The sequence below is a fragment of the Armatimonadota bacterium genome, assembly GCA_031432545.1.
Taxonomy (GTDB): domain Bacteria; phylum Sysuimicrobiota; class Sysuimicrobiia; order Sysuimicrobiales; family Sysuimicrobiaceae; genus Caldifonticola; species Caldifonticola tengchongensis.
The window spans coordinates 24,012-49,885 of the sequence record JAVKGX010000005.1; the positions used below are offsets into that span (position 1 = coordinate 24,012).

26 protein-coding genes are annotated in these 25,874 nt (G+C 69.7%); 18 read left to right on the forward strand and 8 right to left on the reverse strand.

What is annotated here, in order from left to right; all coding sequences use genetic code 11:
* Window positions 1–97: 97 nt before the first annotated feature.
* From rlmD to QN163_06615, 3 genes are all read right to left on the reverse strand, one after another.
* Window positions 98–1,462 carry a 23S rRNA (uracil(1939)-C(5))-methyltransferase RlmD gene (rlmD, locus tag QN163_06605; protein MDR5683678.1) on the reverse strand — a complete coding sequence of 455 codons (1,365 nt, stop codon included), beginning with the start codon at window positions 1,460–1,462 and terminating at the stop codon, window positions 98–100.
* A gap of 76 nt (window positions 1,463–1,538) precedes the next feature.
* Entirely contained in the window at window positions 1,539–2,102 is a 564-nt protein-coding gene (locus QN163_06610) for a metallophosphoesterase (protein MDR5683679.1), read from the reverse strand.
* Window positions 2,103–2,117: 15 nt separating this feature from the next.
* Complete coding sequence (locus QN163_06615) at window positions 2,118–2,930, reverse strand: hypothetical protein (protein ID MDR5683680.1); 813 nt, start codon at window positions 2,928–2,930, stop codon at window positions 2,118–2,120.
* Between the two features lie 169 nt (window positions 2,931–3,099).
* Here QN163_06615 and QN163_06620 point away from each other — a divergent pair, with 169 nt between their 5' ends.
* From QN163_06620 to QN163_06630, 3 genes are read left to right on the forward strand one after another with little or no spacing between them, the layout of a single operon-like run.
* Window positions 3,100–5,385 (forward strand): TRAP transporter fused permease subunit, encoded by a 2,286-nt coding sequence (locus tag QN163_06620; protein ID MDR5683681.1) that lies wholly within the window; start codon window positions 3,100–3,102, stop codon window positions 5,383–5,385.
* A gap of 5 nt (window positions 5,386–5,390) precedes the next feature.
* Window positions 5,391–6,290 (forward strand): arginase, encoded by a 900-nt coding sequence (rocF, locus tag QN163_06625; protein ID MDR5683682.1) that lies wholly within the window; start codon window positions 5,391–5,393, stop codon window positions 6,288–6,290.
* Between the two features lie 33 nt (window positions 6,291–6,323).
* Window positions 6,324–6,902: a nucleoside triphosphate pyrophosphatase gene (locus QN163_06630; GenBank protein ID MDR5683683.1), complete on the forward strand. Its 579-nt coding sequence runs from the start codon at window positions 6,324–6,326 to the stop codon at window positions 6,900–6,902.
* A gap of 16 nt (window positions 6,903–6,918) precedes the next feature.
* On the opposite strand, the gene QN163_06635 is transcribed toward QN163_06630, so the two are convergent.
* Both QN163_06635 and QN163_06640 read right to left on the reverse strand, forming a co-directional pair.
* Window positions 6,919–7,392 (reverse strand): isoprenylcysteine carboxylmethyltransferase family protein, encoded by a 474-nt coding sequence (locus tag QN163_06635; GenBank protein MDR5683684.1) that lies wholly within the window; start codon window positions 7,390–7,392, stop codon window positions 6,919–6,921.
* 19 nt (window positions 7,393–7,411) lie between these two features.
* On the reverse strand, window positions 7,412–8,566 hold the full coding sequence (locus tag QN163_06640) for an FAD-dependent oxidoreductase (GenBank protein ID MDR5683685.1): 1,155 nt from the start codon (window positions 8,564–8,566) through the stop codon (window positions 7,412–7,414).
* Window positions 8,567–8,651: 85 nt separating this feature from the next.
* Between QN163_06640 and argC the strand changes: the two genes are divergently transcribed.
* The 7 genes from argC to QN163_06675 are packed head-to-tail and all read left to right on the forward strand — an operon-like array spanning window position 8,652 to window position 16,244.
* Window positions 8,652–9,683 carry an N-acetyl-gamma-glutamyl-phosphate reductase gene (gene argC / locus QN163_06645; GenBank protein MDR5683686.1) on the forward strand — a complete coding sequence of 344 codons (1,032 nt, stop codon included), beginning with the start codon at window positions 8,652–8,654 and terminating at the stop codon, window positions 9,681–9,683.
* A gap of 57 nt (window positions 9,684–9,740) precedes the next feature.
* Window positions 9,741–10,955 carry a bifunctional glutamate N-acetyltransferase/amino-acid acetyltransferase ArgJ gene (gene argJ / locus QN163_06650; protein ID MDR5683687.1) on the forward strand — a complete coding sequence of 405 codons (1,215 nt, stop codon included), beginning with the start codon at window positions 9,741–9,743 and terminating at the stop codon, window positions 10,953–10,955.
* 7 nt (window positions 10,956–10,962) lie between these two features.
* A complete protein-coding gene (gene argB / locus QN163_06655; protein ID MDR5683688.1) occupies window positions 10,963–11,859 on the forward strand; it encodes an acetylglutamate kinase in 897 nt (298 codons plus the stop codon).
* Between the two features lie 3 nt (window positions 11,860–11,862).
* Window positions 11,863–13,056, forward strand: a complete 1,194-nt coding sequence (locus tag QN163_06660) for an acetylornithine transaminase (protein ID MDR5683689.1) — start codon at window positions 11,863–11,865, stop codon at window positions 13,054–13,056.
* 9 nt (window positions 13,057–13,065) lie between these two features.
* Window positions 13,066–14,304, forward strand: a complete 1,239-nt coding sequence (locus QN163_06665) for an argininosuccinate synthase (GenBank protein ID MDR5683690.1) — start codon at window positions 13,066–13,068, stop codon at window positions 14,302–14,304.
* Window positions 14,305–14,316: 12 nt separating this feature from the next.
* Window positions 14,317–15,786, forward strand: coding sequence for an argininosuccinate lyase (gene argH, locus QN163_06670; protein MDR5683691.1), 1,470 nt, complete (start codon window positions 14,317–14,319; stop codon window positions 15,784–15,786).
* Window positions 15,783–16,244 carry an arginine repressor gene (locus QN163_06675; GenBank protein MDR5683692.1) on the forward strand — a complete coding sequence of 154 codons (462 nt, stop codon included), beginning with the start codon at window positions 15,783–15,785 and terminating at the stop codon, window positions 16,242–16,244. Before argH ends, QN163_06675 begins: the two co-directional genes overlap by 4 nt.
* 30 nt (window positions 16,245–16,274) lie before the next feature.
* Here QN163_06675 and QN163_06680 read toward each other — a convergent pair whose 3' ends face one another.
* Window positions 16,275–17,207, reverse strand: coding sequence for an acetamidase/formamidase family protein (locus QN163_06680; protein MDR5683693.1), 933 nt, complete (start codon window positions 17,205–17,207; stop codon window positions 16,275–16,277).
* Window positions 17,208–17,511: 304 nt separating this feature from the next.
* Between QN163_06680 and QN163_06685 the strand changes: the two genes are divergently transcribed.
* The 6 genes from QN163_06685 to era are packed head-to-tail and all read left to right on the forward strand — an operon-like array spanning window position 17,512 to window position 23,218.
* Window positions 17,512–19,599 carry an HDIG domain-containing protein gene (locus QN163_06685; GenBank protein ID MDR5683694.1) on the forward strand — a complete coding sequence of 696 codons (2,088 nt, stop codon included), beginning with the start codon at window positions 17,512–17,514 and terminating at the stop codon, window positions 19,597–19,599.
* Window positions 19,600–19,609: 10 nt separating this feature from the next.
* Window positions 19,610–20,041, forward strand: coding sequence for an rRNA maturation RNase YbeY (gene ybeY, locus QN163_06690; protein ID MDR5683695.1), 432 nt, complete (start codon window positions 19,610–19,612; stop codon window positions 20,039–20,041).
* Window positions 20,038–20,598: a diacylglycerol kinase gene (locus tag QN163_06695; protein ID MDR5683696.1), complete on the forward strand. Its 561-nt coding sequence runs from the start codon at window positions 20,038–20,040 to the stop codon at window positions 20,596–20,598. The genes ybeY and QN163_06695 overlap by 4 nt, the downstream gene beginning before the upstream one ends.
* The gene (locus QN163_06700) at window positions 20,582–21,847 is read left to right on the forward strand and encodes a hemolysin family protein (protein ID MDR5683697.1); all 1,266 of its coding nucleotides are present in this window, start codon (window positions 20,582–20,584) and stop codon (window positions 21,845–21,847) included. Before QN163_06695 ends, QN163_06700 begins: the two co-directional genes overlap by 17 nt.
* On the forward strand, window positions 21,844–22,281 hold the full coding sequence (locus tag QN163_06705; GenBank protein MDR5683698.1) for a cytidine deaminase: 438 nt from the start codon (window positions 21,844–21,846) through the stop codon (window positions 22,279–22,281). The genes QN163_06700 and QN163_06705 overlap by 4 nt, the downstream gene beginning before the upstream one ends.
* The gene (gene era / locus QN163_06710; protein ID MDR5683699.1) at window positions 22,268–23,218 is read left to right on the forward strand and encodes a GTPase Era; all 951 of its coding nucleotides are present in this window, start codon (window positions 22,268–22,270) and stop codon (window positions 23,216–23,218) included. The genes QN163_06705 and era overlap by 14 nt, the downstream gene beginning before the upstream one ends.
* A 52-nt stretch (window positions 23,219–23,270) precedes the next feature.
* On the opposite strand, the gene QN163_06715 is transcribed toward era, so the two are convergent.
* Complete coding sequence (locus QN163_06715) at window positions 23,271–23,681, reverse strand: cytochrome c (GenBank protein MDR5683700.1); 411 nt, start codon at window positions 23,679–23,681, stop codon at window positions 23,271–23,273.
* Between the two features lie 129 nt (window positions 23,682–23,810).
* Between QN163_06715 and QN163_06720 the strand changes: the two genes are divergently transcribed.
* Both QN163_06720 and QN163_06725 read left to right on the forward strand, forming a co-directional pair.
* A complete protein-coding gene (locus QN163_06720; GenBank protein ID MDR5683701.1) occupies window positions 23,811–24,860 on the forward strand; it encodes a GntG family PLP-dependent aldolase in 1,050 nt (349 codons plus the stop codon).
* Between the two features lie 109 nt (window positions 24,861–24,969).
* The gene (locus tag QN163_06725) at window positions 24,970–25,332 is read left to right on the forward strand and encodes a DUF4383 domain-containing protein (GenBank protein ID MDR5683702.1); all 363 of its coding nucleotides are present in this window, start codon (window positions 24,970–24,972) and stop codon (window positions 25,330–25,332) included.
* A 117-nt stretch (window positions 25,333–25,449) separates the two neighbouring features.
* On the opposite strand, the gene QN163_06730 is transcribed toward QN163_06725, so the two are convergent.
* Window positions 25,450–25,857: a DUF2628 domain-containing protein gene (locus QN163_06730; protein MDR5683703.1), complete on the reverse strand. Its 408-nt coding sequence runs from the start codon at window positions 25,855–25,857 to the stop codon at window positions 25,450–25,452.
* Window positions 25,858–25,874: the final 17 nt, after the last annotated feature.

Below are 25,874 nucleotides of genomic sequence, written 5' to 3' on the forward strand. Positions count from 1 at the left end.
GAGCCCGGGGACCATCGTCGTCTTGTCGGAAGCGGTGGCGCCGACGACCACGGCGCGTGGAGAGGGGGCAGCTTCTGTGTCGGGACCTTGCGGAGCCTCAGGAGCGACCGACCCGGTCGAGGCGGACGAGCGTCTCCACGTGGTACGTCTGCGGAAACAGGTCCACCGGCTGCACCTCCCGGATCTCGTATCCGAACGGGAGCAGCTCCGCCAGATCGGGAGCGAGCGTGGTCGGGTTGCAGGAGACGTAGATCACGCGCTGCGGTCGGGCGCGGCCGATCTTGCGCATGACCTTGCCCCCGGCACCCGATCGCGGCGGGTCCAGCACCAACACGTCCGGCGATCCGATCCGGGAGACCAGGTCCGGGAGCAATCGCCGCGCGTCTCCGGATGCGAACTCCACGTTGGTTGCCCCCGCCCGCGCCGCGTTCTCCCGCGCCGCCTCGACCGCGGCCGGTACGACCTCGATGCCCCACACATGTCCGGCCTGCTCCGCCAGCAGGAGCGCGAACGTCCCCACCCCGCAGTACAGGTCCACGACGCGCTCCCCGCCGCGCAGTTCCGCCATCTGGAGGGTGCGGACGGCCAGGTCTTCGGCCTGTTGGGTGTTGGTCTGGAAGAACGTCTCCAACCGGATGGCGAACCGTCTGCCTGCGAGTTCCTCGAAGATGTGGTCGCGCCCGTGCAACACCTCCAGGCGATCGATCCGCACGGCGTCGGACAGAGAGCCCGACTGCGCCCACGCGATGCTGCGGATCTGGGGGTGGCGCTCGACCAGCGAAGCCGCCAGGTCCGGGCCGTCCGGGAACGATCCCGGCACGGTGACGATCCCGACCATGACCTCGCCGGTGCGGACGCCCTCGCGGTAGACGAGGTGGCGCAGCAACCCCCGCCGCGTCCGGTTGTCGTAGCAAGGGATCGCCCGTGCCCGGACGAACGCCTTCACCTCCCGCAGGATCTCGCTGCACAGCGGCGACGGGAGCAGGCAGGCGTCGATGCCGACGACGCGGTCGAAATGGCCGCGCGCGTGGAGACCGAGCACCGAGTCGGGATGGAAGGCGAACTCCATCTTGTTCCGGTAGTGGTACGGATCCGGGGCACCGACGATCGGACGCACCGGCAGGTCTCGCAACCCCCCCAGCCGCTGGAGGCTGTCGATCACGATCTGCTGCTTGACGCGCAGCTGTGCCGAGTAGCTGAGGTGTTGCCACGTGCACCCCCCGCACGGCCCGAAATACGGGCATGGCGGCGGCACACGGTCCGGGGAGGGTTGGAGGACTTCCACGAGTTCGGCCTCGCCGAAGGTGCGGCGGGCCCTGGTCACCCGCACGCGCACCCGGTCTCCCGGAGCGGTGTAGGGGACGAAGACCACGTACCCGTCGGCGCGCGCCACCCCCCGACCTCCGTAGGAGAGACCTTCGATAAGCAACTCGAGTTGTTGACCCTTCACAAGTGGAGGCATGCCCACGGGCAGGGTAGCGAGGGAAGCGCTCGGGGGCAACCGCGGCGCACAGACCCCGCGCCCCCCAGCGGCGCGGCTACCTCGGCAGCAGATCGACGCGCGGCTCGTGGCCCCAGGTGACCAGCGCGCCCAGGGTCTTGTCGTCGCCCATCGTGCAGTTGACGACGGTCGTTTCCCCCAGCGGCTTGATGCCCGGCGACTCGTGGACGTGGCCGCACACCACCAGACGTGGCCTCAGCCGCAGGACGAAGTCGCGGACCGACCGAGAGCCGATGTGCTGACCGGTGCGGGTCCGGTCGAGCACGCCGTAGGGCGGTTCGTGGACGACGAGCACGTCGCACGGCTCGTTGCGGAGTCCGCAGAAGCGCACGCCATCGTGCTCGATCACCCCGTGGTTGGGGTTGCGCGCCCTGCTTCGCCCGATCGTGCCGTCGACCTCGAAGGTGTCCATGTTGCCCGGAATCGCGATCACCACACCGGGCAGCTCGTCGAGCAGTGCGAGCGCTTCGGTCCCCTTGCCGGCGTGGGTGATGTCTCCGGCGAGGATCACCACATCGGGCTGCAACTCCGCCGCCGCGCGGCGCACGGCCTCGACGCGATCGGGGCGACCGTGCAGGTCGGCTGTGGCGAAGATGCGCATGAACCACCGCAGGTCCTACTGCAATCGATCGAACAGCCGCAGGTGTTGCCAGCGCAAATACCGGTCGCTGAGCAACGACAGCGGCTTGCGCGCCGCAGCGAAGTTGTCGGACAGTTGCTCGAGCACCCGGCGCAGCCCGTACGTCGAGGCCGCCTCGTGCTCGGCGGCTCGGCGGTAGAAGGCCGCTCCCTGCTGTTCGTACTCCTCGAGGCTGCGCCACTCGCCTCCGATCACGCGGCCGGGCAGGATGCGCCGGGCGTACGACCCCCTGGAGAGGACGTGCCCGGGGAACAGTCCCGTGACGAACAGCGCGATGTCGGCGATCCGCCGCAGCAGCGGGAAGCGCCAACTCTCTTCCACGAGGTCCGCCAGCCGGATCATGTCGTCCATGCTCATGTCCGAGAACTGCAGGCGCTCCACCCGCCCGGCCCTGTGGAGGCGAACCTCGTACGTCTCCGTCCGCACGAACGAGGCGAGCATCGCGCTCAGGTAGTCCAGCACGTCTTCGTCCTCGAGGAGCTGGCGCACGCGCGGGGTGTCGAAGACCGGTACGGACTCGCCCGCTCCGATGCGCTCCATCGTGTAGCGCGCCTGGCGGATGTCGCGGGCCACCCGCCGCAGCAGGATGGTGAACAGCAGGCGCGGCGACAGCTTGAGGGTGACGTCCTGGTCGGTCCGGATGCGCTCCAGCAAGCGGTCGTCCTCCAGCGCCACGTCCAGGAACTCGGGGCGCTCAAGCTTTGCCCGCAGCGCGGGCACGTCTGCGGGGCGCTCGGCCAGCGTGTCGGCGACAAATGCCAGGTCACGGTCGCTGTACGTCGGAAACATCGGCCGCCAACCCTCCCTTGCGACACTCCACCTTGAGTATACGTACGTTGGACTCGAATCGATTTCTCCCTGCCGGACCGTGGAGGAACCGAGGGGGGCAGCGCGAACCATCACGCAGGCCGGACCGCTCCCGGCCGGTTCCCCGAAGTCCGTGGTATGGGAGGTGCCCGTGGCCGAGCACATCCGACGCTCCGGGGTCCCGCAACCCGAGACGACGGAGGAGGTGGAGAGGCTCCTCATCGAGGCCGACCCGGAGTTCGGGTACAGGCGCCTGGTGGGCCCGTTTGCAGCGGCGGTGGGGGTCGTCGCTGTGGCGATGTCGGTCTTCCACGTCTACACGGCGGGCTGGGGCACGCTGCTGGCGCTCAAACAGCGGGCGGTGCACGTCGCGTTCGCCTTCACCCTCGTGTTCCTGCTGTATCCGCTTCGTCGCAGGTATGCAGCCCAGCGGTTCTTCGGCCCGGTCGACGTGGCATTCGCCGCGGCCGGTGTGTTTGCGGTCGGCTACCTGCTGTACCACCACGACCGTCTGATGCTGTCTGCGGGCCAGCTCACCCGCAACGACCTGCTCGTCGGGGCCCTCGGCATCCTTCTGGTGCTGGAAGGAGGGCGGCGAGTCATGGGGGTGCTCCCGTTCATCGCTGCGGCGCTGCTCGTCTACCCCTTCATCGGGGAGTACATCCCCGGGGCGTTCGCCGTCCGTCGGTTCCCGCTGGACCGTGTGATCGAACACATGTGGTACACGACCGAGGGCGTGTTCAGCATTCCGATCGGAGTGTCGGCGACGTTCGTGTTCATGTTCGTCCTGCTGGGAGCCTTCCTGGAGCGCACGGGGCTGGGCCAGATGTTCGTCGAGGTGGCCATGGGGATCGCGGGCTGGATGCACGGGGGGCCGGCCAAGGTGTCGGTGTTCAGCAGCGCGCTGCTGGGCACGGTGTCGGGGTCCTCGGTGGCCAACGTCGTGGCCGACGGGGTCTTCAACATCCCTCTGATGAAGCGGTTGGGCTACCACCCTCGGTTCGCCGCGGCCGCGGAGGCGGCGACGTCGGTGGGCGGGCAGATCATGCCCCCCGTGATGGGTGCGGCGGCGTTCATCATGGCCGAGTTCGTCGGGGTGCCGTACCTGACGATCATCCAGGCCGCAATCGTCCCTGCCCTGCTGTACTTCGTATCGCTGTTCTTCATGATCCATTTCGAGGCCCGCCGGCTCGACCTGCGTGGGCTGCGGCGGGACGAACTCCCCAACGTCTGGCGGACGATCGCCCGCAAGTGGTATCTGGCGGTCCCGCTGGCCGTGATGGTCGGCTACCTGCTGCAGGGGTTCTCGCCCATGCGGGCGTCGTTTTTGGCCATCGTGCTGGCGGCCTACGTGCACCTCGTCACGTGCCTGCTGGAAGCGACCGACCAGGAATCGCGATCGCGGGGTCTGGTGGGCGTCTTTGGGGCGGCGGTGCTCGTCGTCGGCACCGTGGCGCTGTGGTACCTGTACACCCGGGGCGTCGGGTCGGTCCTGCCGCCAGGCCACGTCGCGGTGGCCCTCGCGCTGGTGGGGTTCGTCGCGTTCATGGCCTACCCGGTACATCACCGCTACGTGACCGACATCTGGCAGACGCTGGAGTACGGTGCACGCAACGCCCTCGGCGTGGCGATGGCCTGCGCGGTCGTCGGCATCATCATCGGCATCGTCACCCTCACTGGTATCGGCAACGCTTTCGTGGCGCTGACCGTGACGCTCGGCCAGCAGAACCTGTTCTTGACGCTGGTGTTCGTGATGATCGCTTGTACGATCGTCGGCTCGGGCATCCCGACGACCGCCACGTACATCATCCTTGCGGCGCTGGCCGTGCCGGCGGTCGAGCAGTTGTTGCCGGCGACCGGACCCGAGATCTTCCCGGGTGTGACGGTCACGAAGATCGCGGCGCACATGTTCATCTTCTATTACGGTGTGATCGCCGATCTCACGCCGCCGGATGCGCTCGCCGCCTACGCAGCGGCCGGCATCGCGCGCACGCCACCCTTCCCCGTCAGCCTGGAGGCGACGCGGCACGCGCTGGCGGCGATCGTCGTGCCGTTCACCTTCATCTACTCCCCCCAGATCCTCCTGATGTCGGGGACGCTCCATGAGCAGCTGCAGGCTGTGGCGACGGCGATCCTCGGGATCGTGATCCTGGCCGCGGGGGTGAGCGGCTACTTCTTCTGGCACGCGCACATCGTCGAGCGCATCCTCCTGGTGGGGGCCGCGGTCATTCTGATCTTCCACCACCCGTTGGCCGACTTGGCGGGCATCGCGGTGGCCGTCCTCGTCGCGGTCGCTCAGATCCTCAGGCGCCGCGAGGTGCAGACGTCGCGGGCACCCGCATCGCCGCCGTCACCGCCGCGAGGCGAGTCGTCGCTCACCGGTGCGGGGCGGCGCTGGGTGTGGTCGGAAGACCGGGGCTGGGTCGAGAGGGACTAGCCGGCATGGCACGGATCGGGATTCTCGGCGTGCCGCTCGACCTGGGGTCGGATCGGCGCGGAACGGACATGGGTCCCAGCGCGATCCGCTACGCACGCCTCCGCAGCGTCCTGCGATCCATCGGCCACGAGGTCGTCGATTACGGCAACGTCAGTTTCCCGGTCGTCGAGAGGCTGGCGGAGAGCGCGTCGCGCGTCCGCTACGCAGACGCGATCGTGGCGGTGTGCGAGGAGGTTGACCGCGAGGTTGCGGCGCTGCTCGGGCGGGGCGCGGTCCCGGTGATCCTGGGCGGCGACCACAGCCTGAGCCTGGGCACGATGGCGGCCGTCGCGCGCCACCGTCCGGAGGTCGGACTGTTGTGGCTGGACGCGCACGGCGACTTCAACACGCCCGAGACGTCGCCGACGGGCAATGTCCACGGCATGGTCCTCGCAGCGCTGGTGGGCAGGGGTGACCCCGCGTTGGGATCGGTGGGCGGTTTTGGGCCCAAGGTCGACGCCGCGCGCACCGCCCTGGTGGGTGTTCGCGACCTCGATCCGCCCGAGCGAACGGCGCTGCGGGAAGCCGGCGTGGCGGTGTTCACCATGCGGGACGTGGACGAGCGCGGCGTGGCCGAGGTGATGCGGGAGGCGCTGCGCATCGTCACCCGTGGCTTTTCGGCGCCGCTGCACCTCAGCGTGGATCTCGACGTCGTGGATCCGATGCACGCGCCCGGGGTCGCCACACCCGCGGTGGGCGGGCTCTCGTACCGGGAGGCGCACCTGGCGATGGAGATCGTCGCGGAGTCCGGAGCGCTGGCCTCCCTGGAGGCGGTCGAGGTCAACCCCGTGATGGACACAGAGAACCGAACGGCCCGGCTGGCGACGGAACTGATCGCATCCGCCCTGGGCAAGCGGATCCTGTAGGTGTCGGGGATGGCAGGAGGGCAGGTACGATCCGTGGCGCCCATCGTCCTCGCGTCCGTCTCGCCGCAGCGGAGGGAGATCCTCGCGCGGTTGGGCGTGCCGTTCGTGGTGGTGTCTCCACGCTACGAAGAGCACGACCCGCCGGGGCTGGATCCCGTCTCGCTCGTACGGGAGCACGCGCGCGGCAAGGCCCGTTCGGTGATCGCCCAGGCGGAGGGGCGGCCGGTCCTGGGTGTGGACACGACCGTGGTCCTCGACGGGCGGATCTACGGCAAGGCCAGCGACGCCAGGGAAGCATCCGACATGCTGGTGGCGCTGGCGGGCAAGACGCACGAGGTCGTCTCGGGCCTGTGCCTGCTGACCGACACCTGGGAGGAGGTCCACCACGACGTGACGCGCGTGACCTTCCGGGCACTGTCTCCGCGCGAGATCGCGGGGTACGTCGCCACTGGCGAGTGGCGCGATCGTGCCGGGGCCTATGCGATCCAGGGCCGCGGTGCCGCTCTGGTCCGGCGCATAGAGGGGGACTACCACAACGTGGTCGGGCTGCCGGCCGCCGTGCTGGTCGACCTGCTGGCCCGCCGGTTCCCCGGCACCTACGGCTTGGGATAACCGCACCGCACCACCGTCAGAACAGCCACGGCAGGAAGCGTTTCGTCTGCGACCGGTACTCCGTGTACTCCGGAAAGCGTTGCACCAGGAACTGCTCCTCTCGCTCCGACTTCAGGTAGAAGTAGACCGTGAGTACGGCGGCGAGCAGCAGGTGCAACCCGCTGTTGCGCACCACGGCCCACCCGAACGCCGCGACGATCAGGCCGCCGTAGATCGGGTGGCGGGAGTGTGCGTACACACCGGTGCGGATCAGCCGCGCCTGGGGCCTCGGGCGCGGCAGCGGCGTCAGACCGACTCCCAGCTGACCAGCCGCGAGCACGGCCAACCCCAGGCCCCCGGCCATCAGGGCCGCGCCGACGGCGATCCTAGCCGCCGACCCTTCGCCCGGCCAGCGCCAAGCAGGTGGGGCCAGTGCGATCAGCAGGATGACGATCCCCTGACCGATGACCCACCACTCGCCCCGTGTGTTGCGCCACCAGGGTGGTTCCACGCCGCCAGTCCCTCCCGCGTCACAGGACACCGCTTTCCGGGTTGAGATCGCCCTCGGCGAACCGCGTCGCCCGCAGCGGTCGGATGTCCAGGGATGTTGCCTCGCCGTCGGTGACCACCTCGGCGACGAGCTGGCCGAGCGCGGGCGCGTGCATCACCCCATGCCCCGACGACCCGTTCACCAGGTACAGACCCGCCAGGCCCGGTGCCTGCCCCAGGATGACGTGGCGGTCCGGGGACATCTCGTACAGACCGGCCCAGCACCGTTCCAGGTCGATCTCGGCTTCGGCCAGGCAAAGCAGGCGCGTGCGGGCGCGTACCATCACGCCGTCCAGCCACCGCTCGTCGAAGGTCGTGTCGAACGGGTCGTCCGACGGCAGATCCGCAGGCCACAGCAGGAGCACGCGGCCGTCGCGCACGCGGAGGTGGAAGCCGTCCTCGACGAAGATCGTCATCGGCATGTGTTCCGGGAGCCCCCCGAAGGGGTGCGTGACCGCCACCTGGCGGCGCACCGGGTGGACCGGAATTGCCACGCCCGCCTGCCGGGCGACCTTACCCGCCCACGGACCGGCAGCGTTGACGACGCACGCGGTGGCGATCGTCGTCCTGTCCGTCCGGACGCCCGCGATGCGCCCGTCGGTGACCACGCACCGGGCGTCCGCCCCGTACACAAACTCCACACCGAGTCGCCGGGCGGCTTCGAGGTAGCCCCGCAAGATCTCGGTCGGCTTTGTGAAGCCGTCGGTGGGACAGAACGTCCCGCCCGTAACCCGATCCAACTTCACGGCCGGATGGATTCGGGCGATCTCCTCGGGGCAGACCTCCGCAACCTCGCGCAGCCCTGCGCGCCGCTGCACGTCGACGGCGGCCCTGAGCAGCTCCATCTGGTCCGGCGACGTCGCGATGAACAGGTATCCACACGGGCGGTAGCCGGGATCGACGCCGGTCTCTTCACGAAACGCCAGCAGTTTGGCGCGCGAGAGCAGCGACAGCCGGACGTTCACCTCCGTCGTGAACTGCGCACGGAAACCCCCGGTGGCGCACGCCGTGCTGCCCATACCCGGTCCCGGCGCGCGCTCGACGACGACCGTGCGCAAGCCCCGGGCAGCCAGGTGATAGGCGACGCTGGCGCCGATCACGCCGGCGCCGATCACGACGGCGTCTGCGGTAGGCATCGCCACAGCCTTCGGGGCTCGCCGCGCGGACCCCTCCCGTTTCCGGGGGTTGCAAGTTCATGCAGCCGTGTGTATATTCATGCTTATGATTCGCGTCAGCGTCGCCGGCGCGTCCGGCTACACGGGGGGCGAGGTGGTCCGGTGGTTGAGCCGCCACCCGCGGGTGCAGATCCGCCACCTGGCGGCGGCCCAGCAACAGGGTCGGTCGATCGAAGCGGTCTTCCCGAACCTCCGCGGGGTCGTGCGCCACACGCTGGAGGGCGCGGACTGGCACCGGATCGGTGCGGACTCCGAGGTGGTCTTCCTCGCGCTGCCCCACGAGGTCGCGATCGAGGCGGCGCCCGAGATCCTGCGGGCCGGCGCCCGGGTCGTGGACTTGGGGGCGGGCTTTCGGCTTCGGGACCCGGAGGCGTACGTGCGTTGGTACGGGTTCGAGCACCGTGCGGCCCAGATGCTGGGGCAGGCGGTCTACGGCCTGCCCGAGTTCTGGCGTTCGTCGATCCGTTCGGCGCAACTGGTTGCCAGCCCTGGTTGCTACCCCACTGCCGCTGTGCTGGCCATCGCACCGCTCGCGCAGGCTGGATGTGTTTCCGGTGCCGTGGTCGTGGATGCCAAGTCCGGGGTGTCGGGGGCGGGGCGGGCGCCGGCGGCCGGCACCCACTTCGGCGAGGTGAATGAGAACGTGCGTCCGTACAACGTCGGGACGCACCGGCACGTCCCGGAGATGGAGCAGGCGCTGTCGGCGCTGGGCTGTCCGTTGCGCGTGTTCTTCGCACCCCACCTGATCCCGATGACGCGCGGCATCCTGGCGAACTGCTACGTGACGCTCGCTAAGCCCCTGGCGCCGGCCGAGGCGGTTGCGCTGTACCGCGAGGCATACGACGCCGAACCCTTCGTGCGGGTACTGACCGACGAGCTCCCGCAGACGAAGGCCACGTATGGGTCGAACTTCTGCGACGTTGCGGTGCGCGTGGACGCCGAGCGGCGCGTGGCGGTGGCGATCGCCGCGCTGGACAACCTCGGCAAAGGCGCCGCCGGACAGGCGATCCAGAGCATGAACCTGATGTGCGGCCTCCCGGAGGAAGAGGGGCTGTGGGCGGCGGCGGTCTTTCCCTAGCGGGCGTGGTCCGAAGACCGGCCATCCGTTGCCCATCGTGTGTCTTCGAGGTGCGGGGTGATCGCTGAACGGACGGGTGTGGAGCTGATCGACGGCGACGCGACGACGCCGCGGGGCTTCTTGGCTGCCGGGGTACACTGCGGGATCAAGCAGCACAGGCGCGACCTGGCGTTGCTCGTCTCGCAGGTGCCCGCGACCGTGGCGGGTATGTTCACCACGAACCGTGTCCGAGCAGCCCCCGTCCGCTGGTGCCAGCAGGTCGTCGCCGGTGGGGTGGCGCAGGCGGTCGTGATCAACAGCGGCAACGCGAACGCCTGCACCGGCGAGCAGGGCTGGCGCGACACCTGCGAGATGGCCGAGGTCACCGGCCAGGTGCTGGGACTGCCGGCCGGTCACGTGCTCGTGGCCTCGACGGGCGTGATCGGGGTGCCGTTGCCGATGGCGGCGATCCGCGCTGGGATCCCTGTCGCCGCTGGGGAGTTGTCGGAGTCGGGGGAAACCGCCGCGGAGGCGATCCTCACCACCGACGCGTTCCGCAAGACGGCGGCCGCGGTGGTTCACCTGGGCGGACGACGGATTCACGTCGGGGGAATGGCGAAGGGGGCCGGCATGATCCACCCGAACCTGGCGACGACGCTGTGCGTGCTCACGACCGACGCCACCGTTCCCGCGCCGGTGCTGCAGCAGGCGCTGCGGCGTGCGGTCGACGCGTCGTTCAACGCGATCACCGTCGACGGGGACACGAGTACGAACGACACGGTGCTGGTCCTGGCCAATGCCCAGGCGGGCGCGCAGCCCATCCACGAAGGCGAGGCGTTGGACCGCTTCGTCGCCGCGCTGACCGCGGTCGCCGAGCACCTGGCGAAGATGGTCGTGCGCGACGGTGAGGGGGCCACGAAGATCGCCCGGATCCGAATCGAGGGTGCCCGCGACGCCGCCCAGGCCAAGCGCGCGGCGTACGCGGTGGCCACCTCGCTGCTCGTGAAGACGATGCTGCACGGGGGCGAACCGAACTGGGGCCGGGTGCTGGCTGCCGTCGGGTATGCGGGCGTTGAGGTCGAGGAAGCGCGGACGGATATCTGGTTTGGGGAGGTGCAGGTGGTGCGCGGTGGCATCGGCGTCTCCGGCGTCTTCGATGCGGCGACTGCGGCTCTGCGCGGGCCGGAGGTCGAGATCAGGGTGAGCCTCGGCATCGGCGATGGGGCGGCTGCGGTGTGGACCTGCGACCTGGGCGAGGAGTACGTGAGGATCAACGGGAGCTACATCACCTAGCGCGTCGATGAACATCTTGACGCTTTCTTCCCACACGATCGGTGCCCCGCTGGCGGCCGCCCTCCGGTACGTTGCCGCCTGGAAGGGGCGGACCGTCGTGGTGAAGTTCGGCGGCAGCGTGCTGGATGCCGGGGGTCTGGGGACGCTGCCGGAAGACCTCGTGCTGCTCCAGCGCGCCGGAGTTCGGCCGGTGCTCGTGCACGGCGGCGGACCGGAAATCACCCGGATGCTCGAGCGCCTGGGCAAGCCCTCCCGATTCGTGAACGGGCTGCGCGTGACCGACGCCGAGACGATGGATGTCGTCGAGATGGTGCTTGCCGGCCGCGTGAACAAGCACATCGTCACGGTGCTCCAGCAGGCCGGAGGGCAGGCGGTGGGTCTGTCGGGCAAGGACGCCGGACTGCTGCGGGCCCGGCGCCACGCGCCCGGCGTGGATCTCGGATACGTGGGAGAGGTCGCGGGCGTCGAGCCGCGCGTCGTCGAGGTGCTCCTCGGAGCCGGTTTCCTGCCCGTGATCGCGTCCGTCGGAGCGGATGCGGACGGCACCGGGTACAATCTGAACGCCGACGTGGCCGCCGCGGCGTTGGCCGTGGCGCTGCGCGCCGATAAACTGATCGTCCTCACCGACGTGGAAGGGATCTACCGCGAGGTGGACGGCCGGCGCGAGCTGCTGTCGGAGCTCACCCCGGACGCGGCCCGGACGCTCGTCACCGGCGGCGTCGTGTCGCGTGGCATGATCCCCAAAGTGGAGGCGTGCCTGGTGGCGCTCGACGGGGGAGTTCCCAGCGCCCACATCATCAGCGCCGACATCCCCCACGGGCTTTTGGTCGAACTGTTCACGCAAACCGGCGTCGGCACGATGATTCGGTCGCCGGATGGCCGGCACACCGCGTCGGAGGCGTAGCCGGTGGACAGCCAGACCGTTCTGCAGTGGACCGAGCGCTACCTGTTCGCGAACTACCACCGTGCGCCGGTGGCGTTCGCACGCGGCGAGGGCGTTTGGCTGTGGGATCTAGACGGCAAGGCGTACCTGGACTTCGTCGGGGGGATTGCCGTCAGCAGCCTGGGGCACGCCCACCCAGCGCTCGTACGGGCGCTGTGCGAACAGGTCGAGCGCTACCTGCACGTCTCCAACCTCTACCACATCCCCGAACAGGCCAGGGCGGCCAAACTCCTCGTGGAGGCGTCCGGGCTGGACCGCGCGTTCTTCTGCAACAGCGGCGCGGAGGCCAACGAGGCCGCGATCAAGCTTGCCCGCAAGTGGGCGAAGTCCCACAAGGGCCCCGGTGCGTTCGAGATCGTCGTGACGCACAACAGCTTCCACGGCCGCACGCTCGCGACGGTGGCCGCCACCGGCAACCCGCGATACCATCAGGGGTTTGAGCCACTGCCGCAGGGCTTCCGGTTCGTTGCCTACAACGACGCGGACGCCGCCGCGCAGGCGGTCGGCGACGCCACCTGCGCTGTGCTGGTCGAGCCGGTGCAGGGCGAGGGCGGGGTGGTGCCCGCCGAGCTCGACTACCTGCGCGCGCTGGCGGAACTGTGTCGCGCCCGCAACGTGCTGCTGATCCTCGATGAGGTGCAGACCGGAGTCGGGCGCACGGGGGCGATGTTCGCGTTCCAGCACTATGGGGTCCGGCCGGACGTGGTCACGCTGGCCAAGGGGCTGGGCGGCGGCGTGCCCGTGGGCGCCGTACTGGCGCGCGACGAGGTCGCAGGGCACTTCCAACCCGGCGACCACGGGACGACGTTCGGCGGCAACGCGCTCAGCAGCGCCGCGGTGTGCGCGGTGCTGGAGACGATCGCCTCCGAAGGACTCGTGGCGAACGCCGCCGCGATGGGTCAGCGGCTGGTAGACGGTCTGCGGGCGCTCGCGCGGGAACACGAGGCGATCGAAGGGGTGCGGGGGATGGGCCTGCTCGTCGCCTGCGAGCTGCGGGTGGATGCCGGGCCGATCGTCGAGGCGTGCATGAGACGGGGGTTGCTCGCCAACGCGGTGCGGCCGCGCACGCTGCGGTTCGCACCGCCGCTGATCGTGACCGCATCCGAGGTCGATCGGGCGCTGGCAATTCTGGAAGAGGTGTTGGTGGCCGGGAGGTGATGTGAGCCCATGGTGACCACGGTGCGCAAGGTCGCTCTCGCGTACTCCGGCGGACTCGATACGTCGGTCGCGATCCCGTGGCTGAGGGAAAACTACGGGTGCGAGGTGATCGCGGTCGTCGTGGACGTCGGGCAACGCGATGACTTCGACGGTGTGCGGAGGAAGGCGATCCACAGTGGGGCCTCTGCGTGCTACGTCGTGGACGCCCGCGAGGCGTTCGCGCGCGACTACCTGTTCCCGGCCCTGCGGGCTGGGGCCATCTACGAGGGCCGCTACCTCCTGGGCACGGCGCTTGCCCGGCCGCTGATCGCCAAGGTCCAGGTGCAGGTGGCGCTGGAGACCGGGTGCGATGCGGTCGCGCACGGCTGCACCGGCAAGGGCAACGACCAGGTACGGTTCGAGCTCGCCTACATGGCGCTGGCGCCCCACCTGAAGATCGTCGCGCCCTGGCGCGAGTGGGAACTCCGATCGCGCGCCGACGAGGTCGCCTACGCGCAGCGCCACGGGATCCCCGTTCCGGTCAGCCCGGACAAGCCCTACAGCGTCGACCAGAACCTGTGGCATACGTCCTACGAAGGGGGCATCCTCGAGGACCCCGCGGCGATCCCCCCGGCGGACATGTTCCAGCTGACGGTGGATCCGGGCGACGCTCCGGACGCGCCCCAGTTCGTGGAGATCGCTTTCGAGGCGGGACTGCCGGTGGCCGTGGACGGCATCGCGATGACGCCGGCGAGTCTCATCGCATCGCTCAACGCGGTGGCCGGTGCCCACGGCGTCGGACGCGTCGACATGGTCGAGAACCGGCTCGTCGGCATGAAGAGCCGCGGCGTCTACGAGACGCCCGCCGGAACGGTGCTGATGACGGCGCTGCGCGATCTGGAAGCACTCACACTCGACCGCGAAACGTTCCACTTCAAGGACGCGATCTCGCCGCGGTACGCGCAACTCGTCTACGCGGGTCAGTGGTACTCGCCGCTGCGCACGGCGTTCGACGCCTTCTTCGAGGCATCGCACCGGTGGGTGACGGGCACCGTCACGGTGAGGCTGTTCAAGGGCAGCTGCATCGCGGTCAGCCGCCGTTCGCCACACTCCCTGTACAGCCACGACCTCGCGACGTTCGAACGGGATGCGGTCTACGATCAGAAGGACGCAGCGGGATTCATCCGGCTGTGGGGCCTGCCGATACGCGTGGTGGCCTCGGCGCGTCCGGAGATCAGGGACCTGGAGATCAAAGAACCCGTGTCGTAGGCGACTTCCCTGGTGGGTTCGGATCCGCCGCCGAAGATGTGGGGCGGGCGCTTTGCAGGCCGCCTCGATTCCGCGATCGACCGGTTCACGCGGTCGTTGCCCTTCGACCGCCGCCTGGCCCGATGGGATCTGATCGGGAGCCTGGCGCACGCGCGCATGCTCGCGGAGACAGGCACGATTCCCCGTGCGGACGCGGAGGCGATCCTGCGCGGCCTGTCGGAGATGCTCCGAGACCTGGAGTCCGGCGTGCTGGCCGCAGAAGGCCCCGACGAGGACGTACACTCGTGGATCGAGCGCGTCCTGCACGAGCGCATCGGCCCGGCAGCCGGAAGGCTGCACACCGCGCGCAGCCGCAACGACCAGACCGCGACCGCGCTGCGCCTGTACGTGCGCGACGCGCTCGAACGGGTCATCGCCCAGGCCTGCGAACTCATCGACGTCTGGGTGCGGCAGGCGGTTGCGCACACCGAGACCTGGATGCCGGGCTACACGCACCTGCAGCGGGCACAGCCGGTCAGTCTGGCCCACCACCTGCTGGCCCACGCGTGGTCGCTCGCATCCGACGTTGGGCGCCTGCGGGCGGTCCACGCCGCCGCGGGGACCTCGCCGCTGGGCGCGGGTGCGCTGGCGGGGACGCCGCACCCGATCGAGCCCCATCGGACGGCCCAGCTCCTCGGCCTTCCGGCGGTCTTCGCCAACAGCATGCACGCGGTCGCGGATCGCGACTACGTGGCTGAAGCCATCTTCGCCTGCGCGTTGCTGATGGTGCACCTGTCGCGGTGGGCGGAGGAGGTCGTCCTGTGGAGCACACCCGAGTTTGGTTTCGTGGCGCTGGACGACACGGTCGCCAAGGGCAGCAGCCTCATGCCTCAGAAGAAGAATCCCGAGGCGGCGGAACTGATCCGAGGGAAGGCCGGCCGCGTGATCGGCGATCTGGCTTCGCTGCTGGCGATGCTGAAGGGGCTGGCGCTCGCGTACAACAGCGATCTGCAAGAAGACAAAGAATTGCTGTTCGACGCGCTTGACACGGCGTCGGGCGCTCTGGCGGCCGCGACGGTCACCGCGCGCGGGGTCGTCTACCGCACGGACCGCATGCGCGATGCGCTGCGCGGGGGCTTCCTGACCGCCACTGACCTCGCCGACTACCTGGTGCGCAAGGGCGTTGCGTTCCGGACCGCGCACGAGCGAGTCGGGGCCCTCGTCCGGGAGGCGGAGTCGCGAGGTTGCGAACTGTGGGAGCTGCCGTTGCCGGTCATGCAGGGGATCGCCGCCGAGATCGAAGCCGACGTCCACGACGTTCTCTCCCCGGAAGGATCGGTCCGCGCACGGCTGGCGCACGGCGGCCCTGCGCCGCAGCGCGTCGCCGAGCAGGTCGTCCAGCTGCGAGGGGAACTCGCCGCGGCACGCGCGTGGTTGTCCGCGTGCACGCCGCCCCCGATCTACCGGCTGCATGAGGAAGGGAGGTTGCTCGGGCAGACGTGAGCCGGGAGCGGCGCGAGCGCGCCATCCTCGAGATCGTCGCCGGGCGCCCGGTCGGGCGGCAGCAGGACCTCGTGGCGGCGCTGCGCCGCCGGGGGTTCGACGCGACCCAGGCGACGGTTTCGCGCGACATCAAGCGTCTGGGCTTGGTCAAGATCCGCGACCGGGACGGACGTTACCGCTACGCCGCCCCGCCGTCGCAACCCCGCCCGACGCCGAAGGCCCAGGAGAAACTACAAGACGCCTTCGAGGAGTTCGTCACGGGCCTGGACACCGGGGAAGCCGTGCTGCTCGTGAAGACCCTCAGCGGTCGCGCCAACGCGGTGGCGGTTGCGATCGACGAAGCGCAGCTTCCGGGGGTCGCGGGCACGGTCGCCGGAGACGACACCATCATCGTAGTCCTCCGCACCGCGCGCGAACGCGGGGCGGTGATGAAGGCGTTCCAGTCCCTCTTGCGCTGAGCCCCGGCGGTCTTCCGACCCGTGCACGGGTCAGGTGAAGATGGCCAGCGGCGCGTAGGCCGTGACGATCCAGTTGGGCTTGTCCACCACCTCGCTGATCTTAAGGTCCACGGCCACGCTGCAGAGAACGTAGGCGTCCTCGGGTGTGAGGCGGTAGGTCTGCGTCAGGTAGCCGATCATGTGGCGCACTGCCTTGCGCGCGGCCTCCATCAGGTCAGCGGCAATGCCGGTGGTGGCGTAGTAGCCCTTGTGGTCGTAGCGCGGCGTCAGCGGCCCGGGCGTGATGAACTGGGGCTCGGGAAGGGATCGACCCTTGTGCACCCACAGGCGCAGGGCCACGTGCATGGGTGCCTCGATGCCGGTGACGCAGACCTCACCGTCGCCCTGGGCGGCATGGCAGTCCCCGCAGGAGAACAGCCCTCCTTCCACCTGCACGGGCAGGAGCAGGCGCGCCCCGCGGGTGAGGTGACGGATGTCCATGTTGCCGCCGAAGCGGCCCGGGGGCATCACCGGGATCTCGCCCGGCTCGGCCGGAGCGACGCCCATGGTGCCACAGAAGGGATCCAGCGGGATGCGGATGGTCTCCTGCAGCGTGGTGTGATCGCCGGCGGACAGATCCCAGATGCGCAGGTAGGGCCGGGTGAACTCGTCTTCCAGCAGCCCGAAACCGGGGATGATCCCGGTCCAGCCCCAACCCTTGGGGTGCAAGTCCAAGATCTCCACCTCCAGGACGTCGCCGGGCTGTGCACCCTTGACCGCCACGGGACCGCCGAGGGGGTAGATGCGGCCCCAGTCCAGCCGGGTGAGATCGTCGGCGGTAGAGGCGGGGGTGATCTGGTTGTCGGTGACCTCGCGCAGATCGAAGACCACGGTGTCGCCGCTGTCCACTTCCAGAGCCGGCGGCAGACGGTTGTTCCACGCATAGTGTACGCGGTCGGCGGGCAGGAAGTGCGTACGTCCCATTGGCCTCACCTCCTCAGCTCTGCCTCCGACGCTCGGGACATCGGGGTGTCACGCCGTACACCGGGGCCACACCTGGCGGTTGATCGGCCCGCGGTGACATCATACATCTTTTCGTGGGCACCCGTGGAACGATGCGTCTGGGAAGCAAGCAGGGGTGACCTCGTCGGTGAGGTGCTGCCCGTGTCGATCCCCATGACCCGACGGTGCCGACCCGCACGGCAGGAGTTCTGCACGCCCGCGCGAAAGCCCTGACCGTCGACACCTCGGCCGGTGATTGCGACCGGATAGGGGTGGAGGATATAGCGTGGTTCTGCGAGGGCGCACCCGACGCCTGCTCATCTTCGTGACGCTCGTGCTTGCGCTGGCAGCGGTCGGCGCGCTGCAGTACCTGCCCCCGCGCGTCACCCTGCGCGAAGGCATGGTCAGCCCCTACGACGTGACCGCTCCCCGCACCCTGGAGTATGTCAACCAGGAGCGGACCGAGGCGTTGCGACAGGAGGCGGCGAGCGCGATCCGGCCCATCTACAGGCTCGACGTCGCGGTGACGGCGCAGACCGAACGTTCCGTCCGGCAGTTCTTCGAGTCGATCCTGGCACTGCGCGCGGACCGGTCGATCAGCGATGCAGAGCGCCGGCAACGGTTCGCCCGTCTGGGCCTCCAGAACGAGGCGCTGGCAGCCGCCCAGACGCTTAGCCGCGAGGAGATCGTCGCCGTGCGGGAAGCGACGCTGGCCGCTCTGCACCGCACGCTGGACCGCGGGGTGCGGCCGGAGGAGGTCCCTGCCGCCCAGGCGCAGGCGCGCGACTTGCTCCGCGACGCCCAGCTGCCCGCGGGCCCGAGCAGCGCCCTGGCGCGGTTCGCTGTCGCCCGCTTTTTGCGGCCCAACCTCCTCGTCGACGAGGCGGCGACCCGCCAGGCCCGGGATGCGGCGCGGGCGTCCGTCGAGCCGGTGCGCGAGCGCATCCTCCGCGACGAGGTCATCGTCCGGCGCGGCGATGTGGTCAGCGCAGAGCAGATCCGCAAGCTGCAGGCGTTGGGGCTGGCGTCTTCCCCGATGCGGTGGGACATGCTCGCCGGGATGGTCCTGTTCATGGCCCTCGTCGTCGGGATCGCCGCCGTCTACCTGCGCAAGTACCAGCCGGAGATCTGGAGCAACGACCGGCGCCTGGTCCTGCTGGCGCTCATCGTGCTGGTGATGGTGCTGGCCACGCGGATCATCGCGACGCGGCTGTCCGGGTTTTTGGTTCCCACCGCAGCCGCCACGATGTTGATCACGATCCTCCTCAATCCGCGCGTGGCGTCGTTCACCGGCGGCGTGCTGGCGATCCTGACGGGTGTGGTCGGCGGGAACGACATGCGCCTGGCCGCCGTCGCCTACGTGGGGGCGCTGGTCGGCGTGTTCAGCATGCGCCGCGTCCAGCACCGCACCGACCTCGCGTACGCCGGGCTGCTGGTGGCCGCGGCCAACGTCGGCGTGATCCTCAGCGTGAGCCTGATCGTCGGGGCGACGCCGGCCCAGACGGCCATGGACGTGGGGCTGGGTGTGCTCAACGGCCTGCTCGCCGGCATCCTGGCGATCGGTGCGCTTCCGTACCTGGAGGACCTCTTCGGGCTGGTCACACCGATCAAGCTGCTCGAACTCAGCAATCCCAGCCACCCGCTGCTGCGCCGGCTGCAGCTGGAAGCTCCGGGGACGTACCACCACACCGTGATGGTGGCCAACCTGGCCGAGGCGGCCGCGGAGGCGGTCGGCGCGGACGCGCTGCTGACGCGCGTGGGTACGTACTACCACGACGTCGGCAAACTCCGACGTCCCGCTTTCTTCGTCGAAAACCAGATCGGGGGAGCCCCCAACCCGCACGAGAAAATGTCGCCCAGCCTCAGCGCCCTCACCCTCGCGGCCCACGTGCGCGACGGCCTGGAGTATGCGAGGCAGCACCGCATCCCCAAGGCGATCGCCGACTTCATCCCGGAACACCACGGCACCAGTCTGATGACCTACTTCTACCACCGTGCGTCCGAGCGAGCCGACGGGCGCGTCGAGCCCGAAGCGTACCGTTACGAGGGACCGAAGCCGCAGTCCAAGGAGACCGCGATCGTCATGCTCGCCGACGCGGTGGAAGCCGCGGTTCGATCGCTGTCCAACCCCACGCCGGACCGGATCCGTGAGGTCGTGCGCCGGATCATCCGAGAGCGGCTCGAAGACGGTCAGCTGGACGAATGCGACCTGACCTTTCGCGACCTCGACCGGATCGCGCAAACCTTCACACGCATGCTGACGAGCATGTTCCATCCGCGCATCGAGTACCCGGAGGTGAGCCTTGAGGCGCACCGCCGTGCCGCCCAGCGTCGTAGCGGTTCGCAACCGGCGCAGGAAAGGCAGAGCAGGTGAAGCAGCAGCGGTGCGCGATGCCGTCCGGGCGGCGCTCGGGGTCGCGGGCGTGCGCGAGCCGGTGGAGGTGAGCGTGCTGCTGACCGACGACGCGACGATTCGGGCCATGAACCGCCGCTATCGCGGCAAGGACACACCGACCGACGTGCTGGCATTCCCGCAGGCCGAAGCCCGGAGGGGCCCGGGACCGCGACTGCTGGGCGACGTCGTGATCTCGCTGGACCGGGCCGCAGAGCAGGCGGCGCAGGCCGGCCACCGGCTGGCCGACGAGATCGCGCTGCTGGCCGTCCACGGGACGCTGCACCTGCTCGGGTTTGAGGATGACACCGAAGCGGGGCGCCGTCGGATGTGGGAGGCGCAGGGAGAGATCCTGCGCCGGCTGCGCCCTGCGCGCAGGACCTCCGTGGGCGAAGGCGCACCGCGCACGGGGAGGCACGGGTGAACCGCGGCCTGGCCGATGCGTTCCGTGCGGCCGGGGATGGGCTGGCCCACGCGCTGAGGACGCAACGCAACTTGCGGCTGCAACTTGGCATCGGGGCGGCGGTGGCGGCGATGGCGTGGTGGTTGGAGGCGGATGCGACCCAGGTTGCGCTGCTGCTGTTGGCGATCGCGCTGGTGGTCACCAGCGAGCTGCTCAACACGAGCATCGAGGTCCTGACCGATGCGACCGCCCCGAGGGCGAGTGCATCGGACGCCTCCCAGGCGCCCGGGAAGGTCGTCAAGGACGTCGCTGCGGGCGCGGTCGTAGTGGCGGCCGGCGCGGCGGCCGCGGTCGGCGTCGTTGTGCTCGGGCCTGGTGTGCTGTCGCGTATCGGGGTCACGGACACCGCATGGCTGAGGGGCCTCGTCCTGGCCGCGGCCGTGGTCGCCGGGCTGGTCGGAGCCGCGTGGCGTAGAGCCGCGACCGTTGAGCATCGGCCGCGCACACATGATAAAATCAAGGATGTCCTGCGCTCGGCTGTTGTGAGGAGGAAGCGAATCGGTGGACGACTCAAGTAGTGAGCTGGGACGGTACTTCCTTGCGGCCGTCCTGGTGTCGTTGTCCGCGTTCTTCTCCGTCGCCGAGGTTGCCCTGTTCGGCGCCAACCGGCAGCGGCTACGGCAGCTGGCCGACGAAGGTCACCTGCGGGCATCGGTAGCTCTGCGGCTGCTCGACACCCCTTCCCGCATCCTGAGCACGCTCACGGTCGGCCAACTCCTCGCGGAGGTAGGTCTGGCGGTGGTGGCTGCCAGCCTGGCGATCCGACGCCTGGGCTCGGGTTGGGGCGAGGTGGTGGCGGTCGTCGCGGCGGCCGGGATCGTGTTGCTGGCGGCAAGGATCGTCCCCCGGACCGCTGCAGCGCGTGCGCCGGATGCGTTGGCGGTGATGTGCGCGGTGCCGCTGCGTGCGTTCGAGGTGGTGCTGTGGCCGGTCACCACGCTGCTGGGGCGACTGCCGTCCGGGCACGCGATCTGGGAGCGCGCCCCGCTCACCGAAGAACACATCCGTCTGATGGTGCGCATCGGCGAGGCGAACGGCGCGCTCGAAGAGGGCGAGCGGGAGATGATCCACTCGATCTTTGAACTCGGCGAGACCCTGGCGCGGGAGATCATGGTTCCCCGGGTGGACATCCAAGCCATTCCCCACGACGCCAGACTGCTCGAGATCGTGGACCGCGCGATGGAGGAAGGGCACTCGCGCATCCCCGTTTACCGGGACACGATCGATCACATCGTCGGCGTGGTCTACGTGAAGGACTTGTTCCGGTATCTGCGGGAGGGGCGGACCGACGTCACGGCCGCGGACGTCATGCGGCGGGCGTACTACGTGCCCGAGACGAAGAAGGTCGGAGAGCTGTTCCGTGAGATGCGGCAGAACAACACGCACATCGTGATCGTCGTCGACGAGTATGGCGGGACCGCGGGTCTGGTGACGATCGAGGACGTGCTGGAGGAGATCGTGGGCGAGATCCGAGACGAGTACGATGTCGAGGAACGCGAGCCGCTCGTGATGGTGGACGAGCACACAGCGATCGTCGACGCCCGGATGCAACTCGACGAGGTCAACGAACGCCTGCGCATCGAACTGCCCGCCGACGAGGTCGACACGCTGGGTGGGTTCGTCTACAGCCGCGTGGGACACGTCCCCCAGCTCGGTGAGGAGATCACCTACGACGGCGTGCGGATCCGCGTAGAGGAACTCGACGGCCAGCGGATCGCGCGCCTGCGCGTGCACAAGATGGCCTCCGCCCAAGAGGCGAGAGCTTGAAGGCCACCCGCCAGAGGCCGGCTGCCGAGGGAGCCCTCGACCCCGCGGTGCGGGCGCGGCTGGTGCGCGCCGCCCGGGGGGCGCGGCGTCGTGCCTACGCACCCTATTCGCGCTTCCCCGTCGGTGCGGCGGTGCTGACCGCCGACGGGAGGATCTATGCGGGTTGCAACGTCGAGTGCGGCTCGTTCGGGTTGTCGCAGTGTGCCGAGCGCATCGCGGTCCACAAGGCCGTGTCGGAGGGCCGGCGCCGCATCGTCGCGGTCGCGATCGTCGGCCCGGATCGGCGCGAACTCCCACCCTGCGGGGCCTGCCGCCAGGTGCTACGCGAGTTCGGATCCCCTCTGGTGATTCTCGCGCGGCCGGGTCGGCCGCGCGTGTACCGTTTCGAAGAGCTGCTCCCGCATGCGTTCGAACGCCCGGATGGCGATCGGTGACCGGACGGAGTGGGGCGCGGAAGTGGCAGAGGCACCCACGCCGCAGGCGGAGTTCCGATCGGGGTTCGCGGCGTTGGTGGGGCCTCCGAACAGCGGGAAGTCGACCCTGCTGAACGCGCTCGTCGGGGCCAAGGTCGCGATCACCTCGCCCATGCCGCAGACTACACGCTCGCCGTTGCGGGGGGTGGCGACGCTTCCGCACGCCCAGATCGTCTTCGTCGACACGCCCGGCCTGCACCGTCCCCGGCACACCCTCGGGGAGCGGATGCTGCGCGCGGCGCGCACCGCCCTCGCCGACGTGGACGTGGTGCTGTTCGTCGTGGACGGGTCGCGTTCCCCGGGAGAGGAAAGCCGAATCGCCGCCGAGGCGGTGGCCTCTGCCGGCAGACCGACCGTTGCGGTCGTGAATAAGCGGGATGTTGCCACGCCGCACGCGCTCCAGACCTGGGAGTCGTGGCTGGCCGAATCCGTGCGGCCCGAGCAGGTCGTGCGGACGAGTGCGCTGCGCGCAGAAGGGCTGGACGAGGTGGTGATGGCGATCGTAGAGCGTCTGCCCCCGGGGCCGCGGTACTTCGAAGACGACGACCTCACCGACCAGCCCGTGCAGGCCCTGGTAAGGGAGGTCGTGCGCGAGAAGGCGATCCTGCTGACGCGGGAGGAGATCCCGCACGCGATCGCCGTCGAACTCGATGAGTTCCGACCCAGGCCCGAACAGGGGATCACGTACATCCGTGCCACGCTCCACGTCGAGAGGCCTTCCCAGAAGAAGATCCTGGTCGGAGGAGGTGGCCGCGTGATCCGGGAGATCGGGACGCTGGCCCGGCAGGAGATCGAGGCGCTCATCGGAGGGCGCGTCTACCTGGACCTGTGGGTGAAGGTCAGCCAGGGCTGGCGGGAGCGCGAGAGCCTGGTGCGGCGCTTCTACCCGGAGGTTTGACCGCCGTCGACTTCAGGCCCACTGCTACGAGTTCACCGCGGGGCGGTCACGGTCAAGGGGGCAGGCGGACGCCCGGTGCGGTCTGCGGTCCGAGGACGACTCCCCGGGGCAGCAACCCGTTGGCGTCGAGCAGGAACGCCAGCACCGCCCAGTAGTCCTCGGCGCTGAGGGAGCCCGGGTCGTCGACCGGCATGTTGGTGCTCACGAAGTTGAAGAGGGTCTGGGCATCCAGGTAGCCCGCCAGCCCGTTGCCGGGTCCGATGAGCCTGGGCCCCTCTCCGCCCTCGCCCTGGCCGCCGTGACACCGGGCGCAGGCGTTCTGGAAGACGGTCCGACCGCGCTCGACCTGCTCCTGCGGCTGGGCGGCTTTGGCCCGTTCCGAAGGGAACGGCAGACCGAGCAGGGCCGCGCAGGCTACCAACACTGCGGCCGCAAACGGGAGGCTGCGTCGTCGAACGGGCATCACGGTCGCCGCCGCTACCGAAGGTCGCCGATCGAGGTGCTGCGCCGTCGGTTGTTCCGTCAGGGTAGCGTGAGATTGTAACGTTTCCAGGCGTTGCCGACCAGACTCGTTGCGGTTAGGAGGTCCGCGATGGAGGCTCTGTTGCCCGTCGATCTGCGCTCCGACACCGTCACGCGCCCGTCGCGCCCGATGCGGGAGGCGATGGCTTCGGCGGCGGTGGGGGACGACCAGTTCGGGGAGGACCCGACGGTGAACGCGCTGCAGGAGCGCGTGGCGGCCACCTTGGGCAAGGAAGCCGCTCTGTGGCTGCCGACGGGGACGATGGCCAACCAGGTCGCCCTGCGCGTGCTCACGCGACCCGGGGACGACGTCATCACCAGCCGCGAGAGCCACTTGGTGTGGCACGAAACCGGCGCCGGCGCGGCCAACGCCGGGGTTCAGTTCACCGAAGTCGGCGACCGTGGCATCTTCACCGCAGAGCAGTTCCTGGCGGCCCGCAAGCCCCGCGACCACATCACCTACCCCCCCACCACCGTGGTGGCCGTCGAGAACACGCACAACAGGGCGGGCGGTGTGATCTTCCCGCTGGACGAGGCCGAGCGGATCTGCGCAGGGGCAAGGGGCCACGGGGTGTCCACCTACTTGGACGGCGCGCGTCTGTGGAACGCGGCGGTCGCCACCGGACGCAGCCCGGCCGAACTCGCTGCCCCGTTCGACCTAGTCTCGGTGGCGCTGTCGAAGGGGCTGGGCGCGCCGGGAGGGTCGCTGCTGGCGGGTCCGCGCGACCTCATGGGTCGTGCCGTGCGGTGCCGCCGGATGCTGGGAGGCGCGATGCGCCAGGTCGGGATCTTCGCCGCAGCCGGCCTGTACGCGCTGGACCACAACCTCGAGCGGCTCGCCCAGGACCACGCAAACGCACGGGGGATCGCCGAGCGACTCGCGCAGAGTCCCCGCATCTTGCTGGAAGCGGCCGCCGTCCAGACGAACATCGTGGTCTTCGGCCTCGCACCCGAAGCCCCGGACGCGCCCACCGTCGTGGCCCGCGCGAAGGACAGAGGGGTGCTGGTCTTCGCGATCGGCCCGCGCACGATTCGGGCCGTCACGCATCTCGATGTGTCGGCCGAACAGTGTGCCCTCGCGGCCGACATCCTCGTGGAGGTGGTGGAAGGCCACGCGTGACGGGGGGATCCATTGACCTTGATGGGGGTTGCACGTAGGATCGGAGGCGGAGCGGGCAGGATCCGGCACCGACGGGGCGCCGGAGCAAAAAAGCACGAGGAGGGGTGAGATGGCCAAGACGTACGCTCAGGTCGTCGGCGTGGTCCTCATCGTGGTAGGGCTGCTCGGCTTCATCGCTTCGGATCTTCTGGCTTCCCTGCTCGGCGCAGCACCCAGCCTGGTGCACAACGTGATCCACCTGGCCACCGGTCTCATCGGAGCCTACATCGGCTTTTCGGCGGTGTCGGCGGCTCGCAGCTTCGCGCAGGTCTTCGGGGTGATCTACGCGCTGGTGGCGTTGCTGGGGTTCGTGGCGCCCGCGACGCTCGTGGGAATCGGAATCGAGGTCACGGCGATGTACAACGTGATCCACCTGGTGATCGCGCTGTGGGGCCTGTGGGCGGGGTTCAGTCGCCAGCCGGCTGTAGCGTAGCCGACGAGCGGTCCTGCGGCGCCGAGGGGTCGGACGGCTGCGCGGAGCGTCGGGAACGCCGTGTCCCGGCGCTCCGTCCGTCGTCCGGCGGGTTTGGGCCGCTGCCGCTTCGGCCGGTCAGTACGCGCTCCAGCGGGCCTTGCGGAACTCCCAGAGGTCCTCGTTCGCCTTGACCGCGCAGTAAATCCAGACGAAAGGCAGCAACAACCCTCCGCTGAGGAACGCGGTGGCGGCCAGCACGCAGAAGTGCGCCCACAACCCCTGGTACAGGTACCAGAACGGGCCGAACAGCGCGGCCGCCCAGTTCCACGAAAGCCGCGGCGGGGGCATGCGGTCGGTCACGTCCGTTTCCAGGCCGGCCGCGGGGTCGCGCACCGGCCGGGACAGTTCCTCGTCGGTCTGCGCGACCGCCCGACGCCAGGTCGGCCCCACGATCTGCCAGATCAAGTACAGGGCCGCGGCCATCACCGCCAGCGCGATCAGGACGCCGAGGACTGCGGTCATGGACTCATTTTGCACGCTCACCCCGTCGCACGTCCAGA

Coding starts and splice junctions, on each gene's coding strand:
- rlmD (MDR5683678.1), bottom strand. CDS start 1,462: ATGCCTCCACTTGTGAAGGGTCAACAACTCGAGTTGCTTATCGAAGGT.
- QN163_06610 (MDR5683679.1), bottom strand. CDS start 2,102: ATGCGCATCTTCGCCACAGCCGACCTGCACGGTCGCCCCGATCGCGTC.
- QN163_06615 (MDR5683680.1), bottom strand. CDS start 2,930: ATGTTTCCGACGTACAGCGACCGTGACCTGGCATTTGTCGCCGACACG.
- rocF (MDR5683682.1), top strand. CDS start 5,391: ATGGCACGGATCGGGATTCTCGGCGTGCCGCTCGACCTGGGGTCGGAT.
- QN163_06640 (MDR5683685.1), bottom strand. CDS start 8,566: ATGCCTACCGCAGACGCCGTCGTGATCGGCGCCGGCGTGATCGGCGCC.
- argC (MDR5683686.1), top strand. CDS start 8,652: ATGATTCGCGTCAGCGTCGCCGGCGCGTCCGGCTACACGGGGGGCGAG.
- argB (MDR5683688.1), top strand. CDS start 10,963: ATGAACATCTTGACGCTTTCTTCCCACACGATCGGTGCCCCGCTGGCG.
- QN163_06665 (MDR5683690.1), top strand. CDS start 13,066: ATGGTGACCACGGTGCGCAAGGTCGCTCTCGCGTACTCCGGCGGACTC.
- QN163_06680 (MDR5683693.1), bottom strand. CDS start 17,207: ATGGGACGTACGCACTTCCTGCCCGCCGACCGCGTACACTATGCGTGG.
- era (MDR5683699.1), top strand. CDS start 22,268: ATGGCGATCGGTGACCGGACGGAGTGGGGCGCGGAAGTGGCAGAGGCA.
- QN163_06715 (MDR5683700.1), bottom strand. CDS start 23,681: ATGCCCGTTCGACGACGCAGCCTCCCGTTTGCGGCCGCAGTGTTGGTA.
- QN163_06720 (MDR5683701.1), top strand. CDS start 23,811: ATGGAGGCTCTGTTGCCCGTCGATCTGCGCTCCGACACCGTCACGCGC.
- QN163_06725 (MDR5683702.1), top strand. CDS start 24,970: ATGGCCAAGACGTACGCTCAGGTCGTCGGCGTGGTCCTCATCGTGGTA.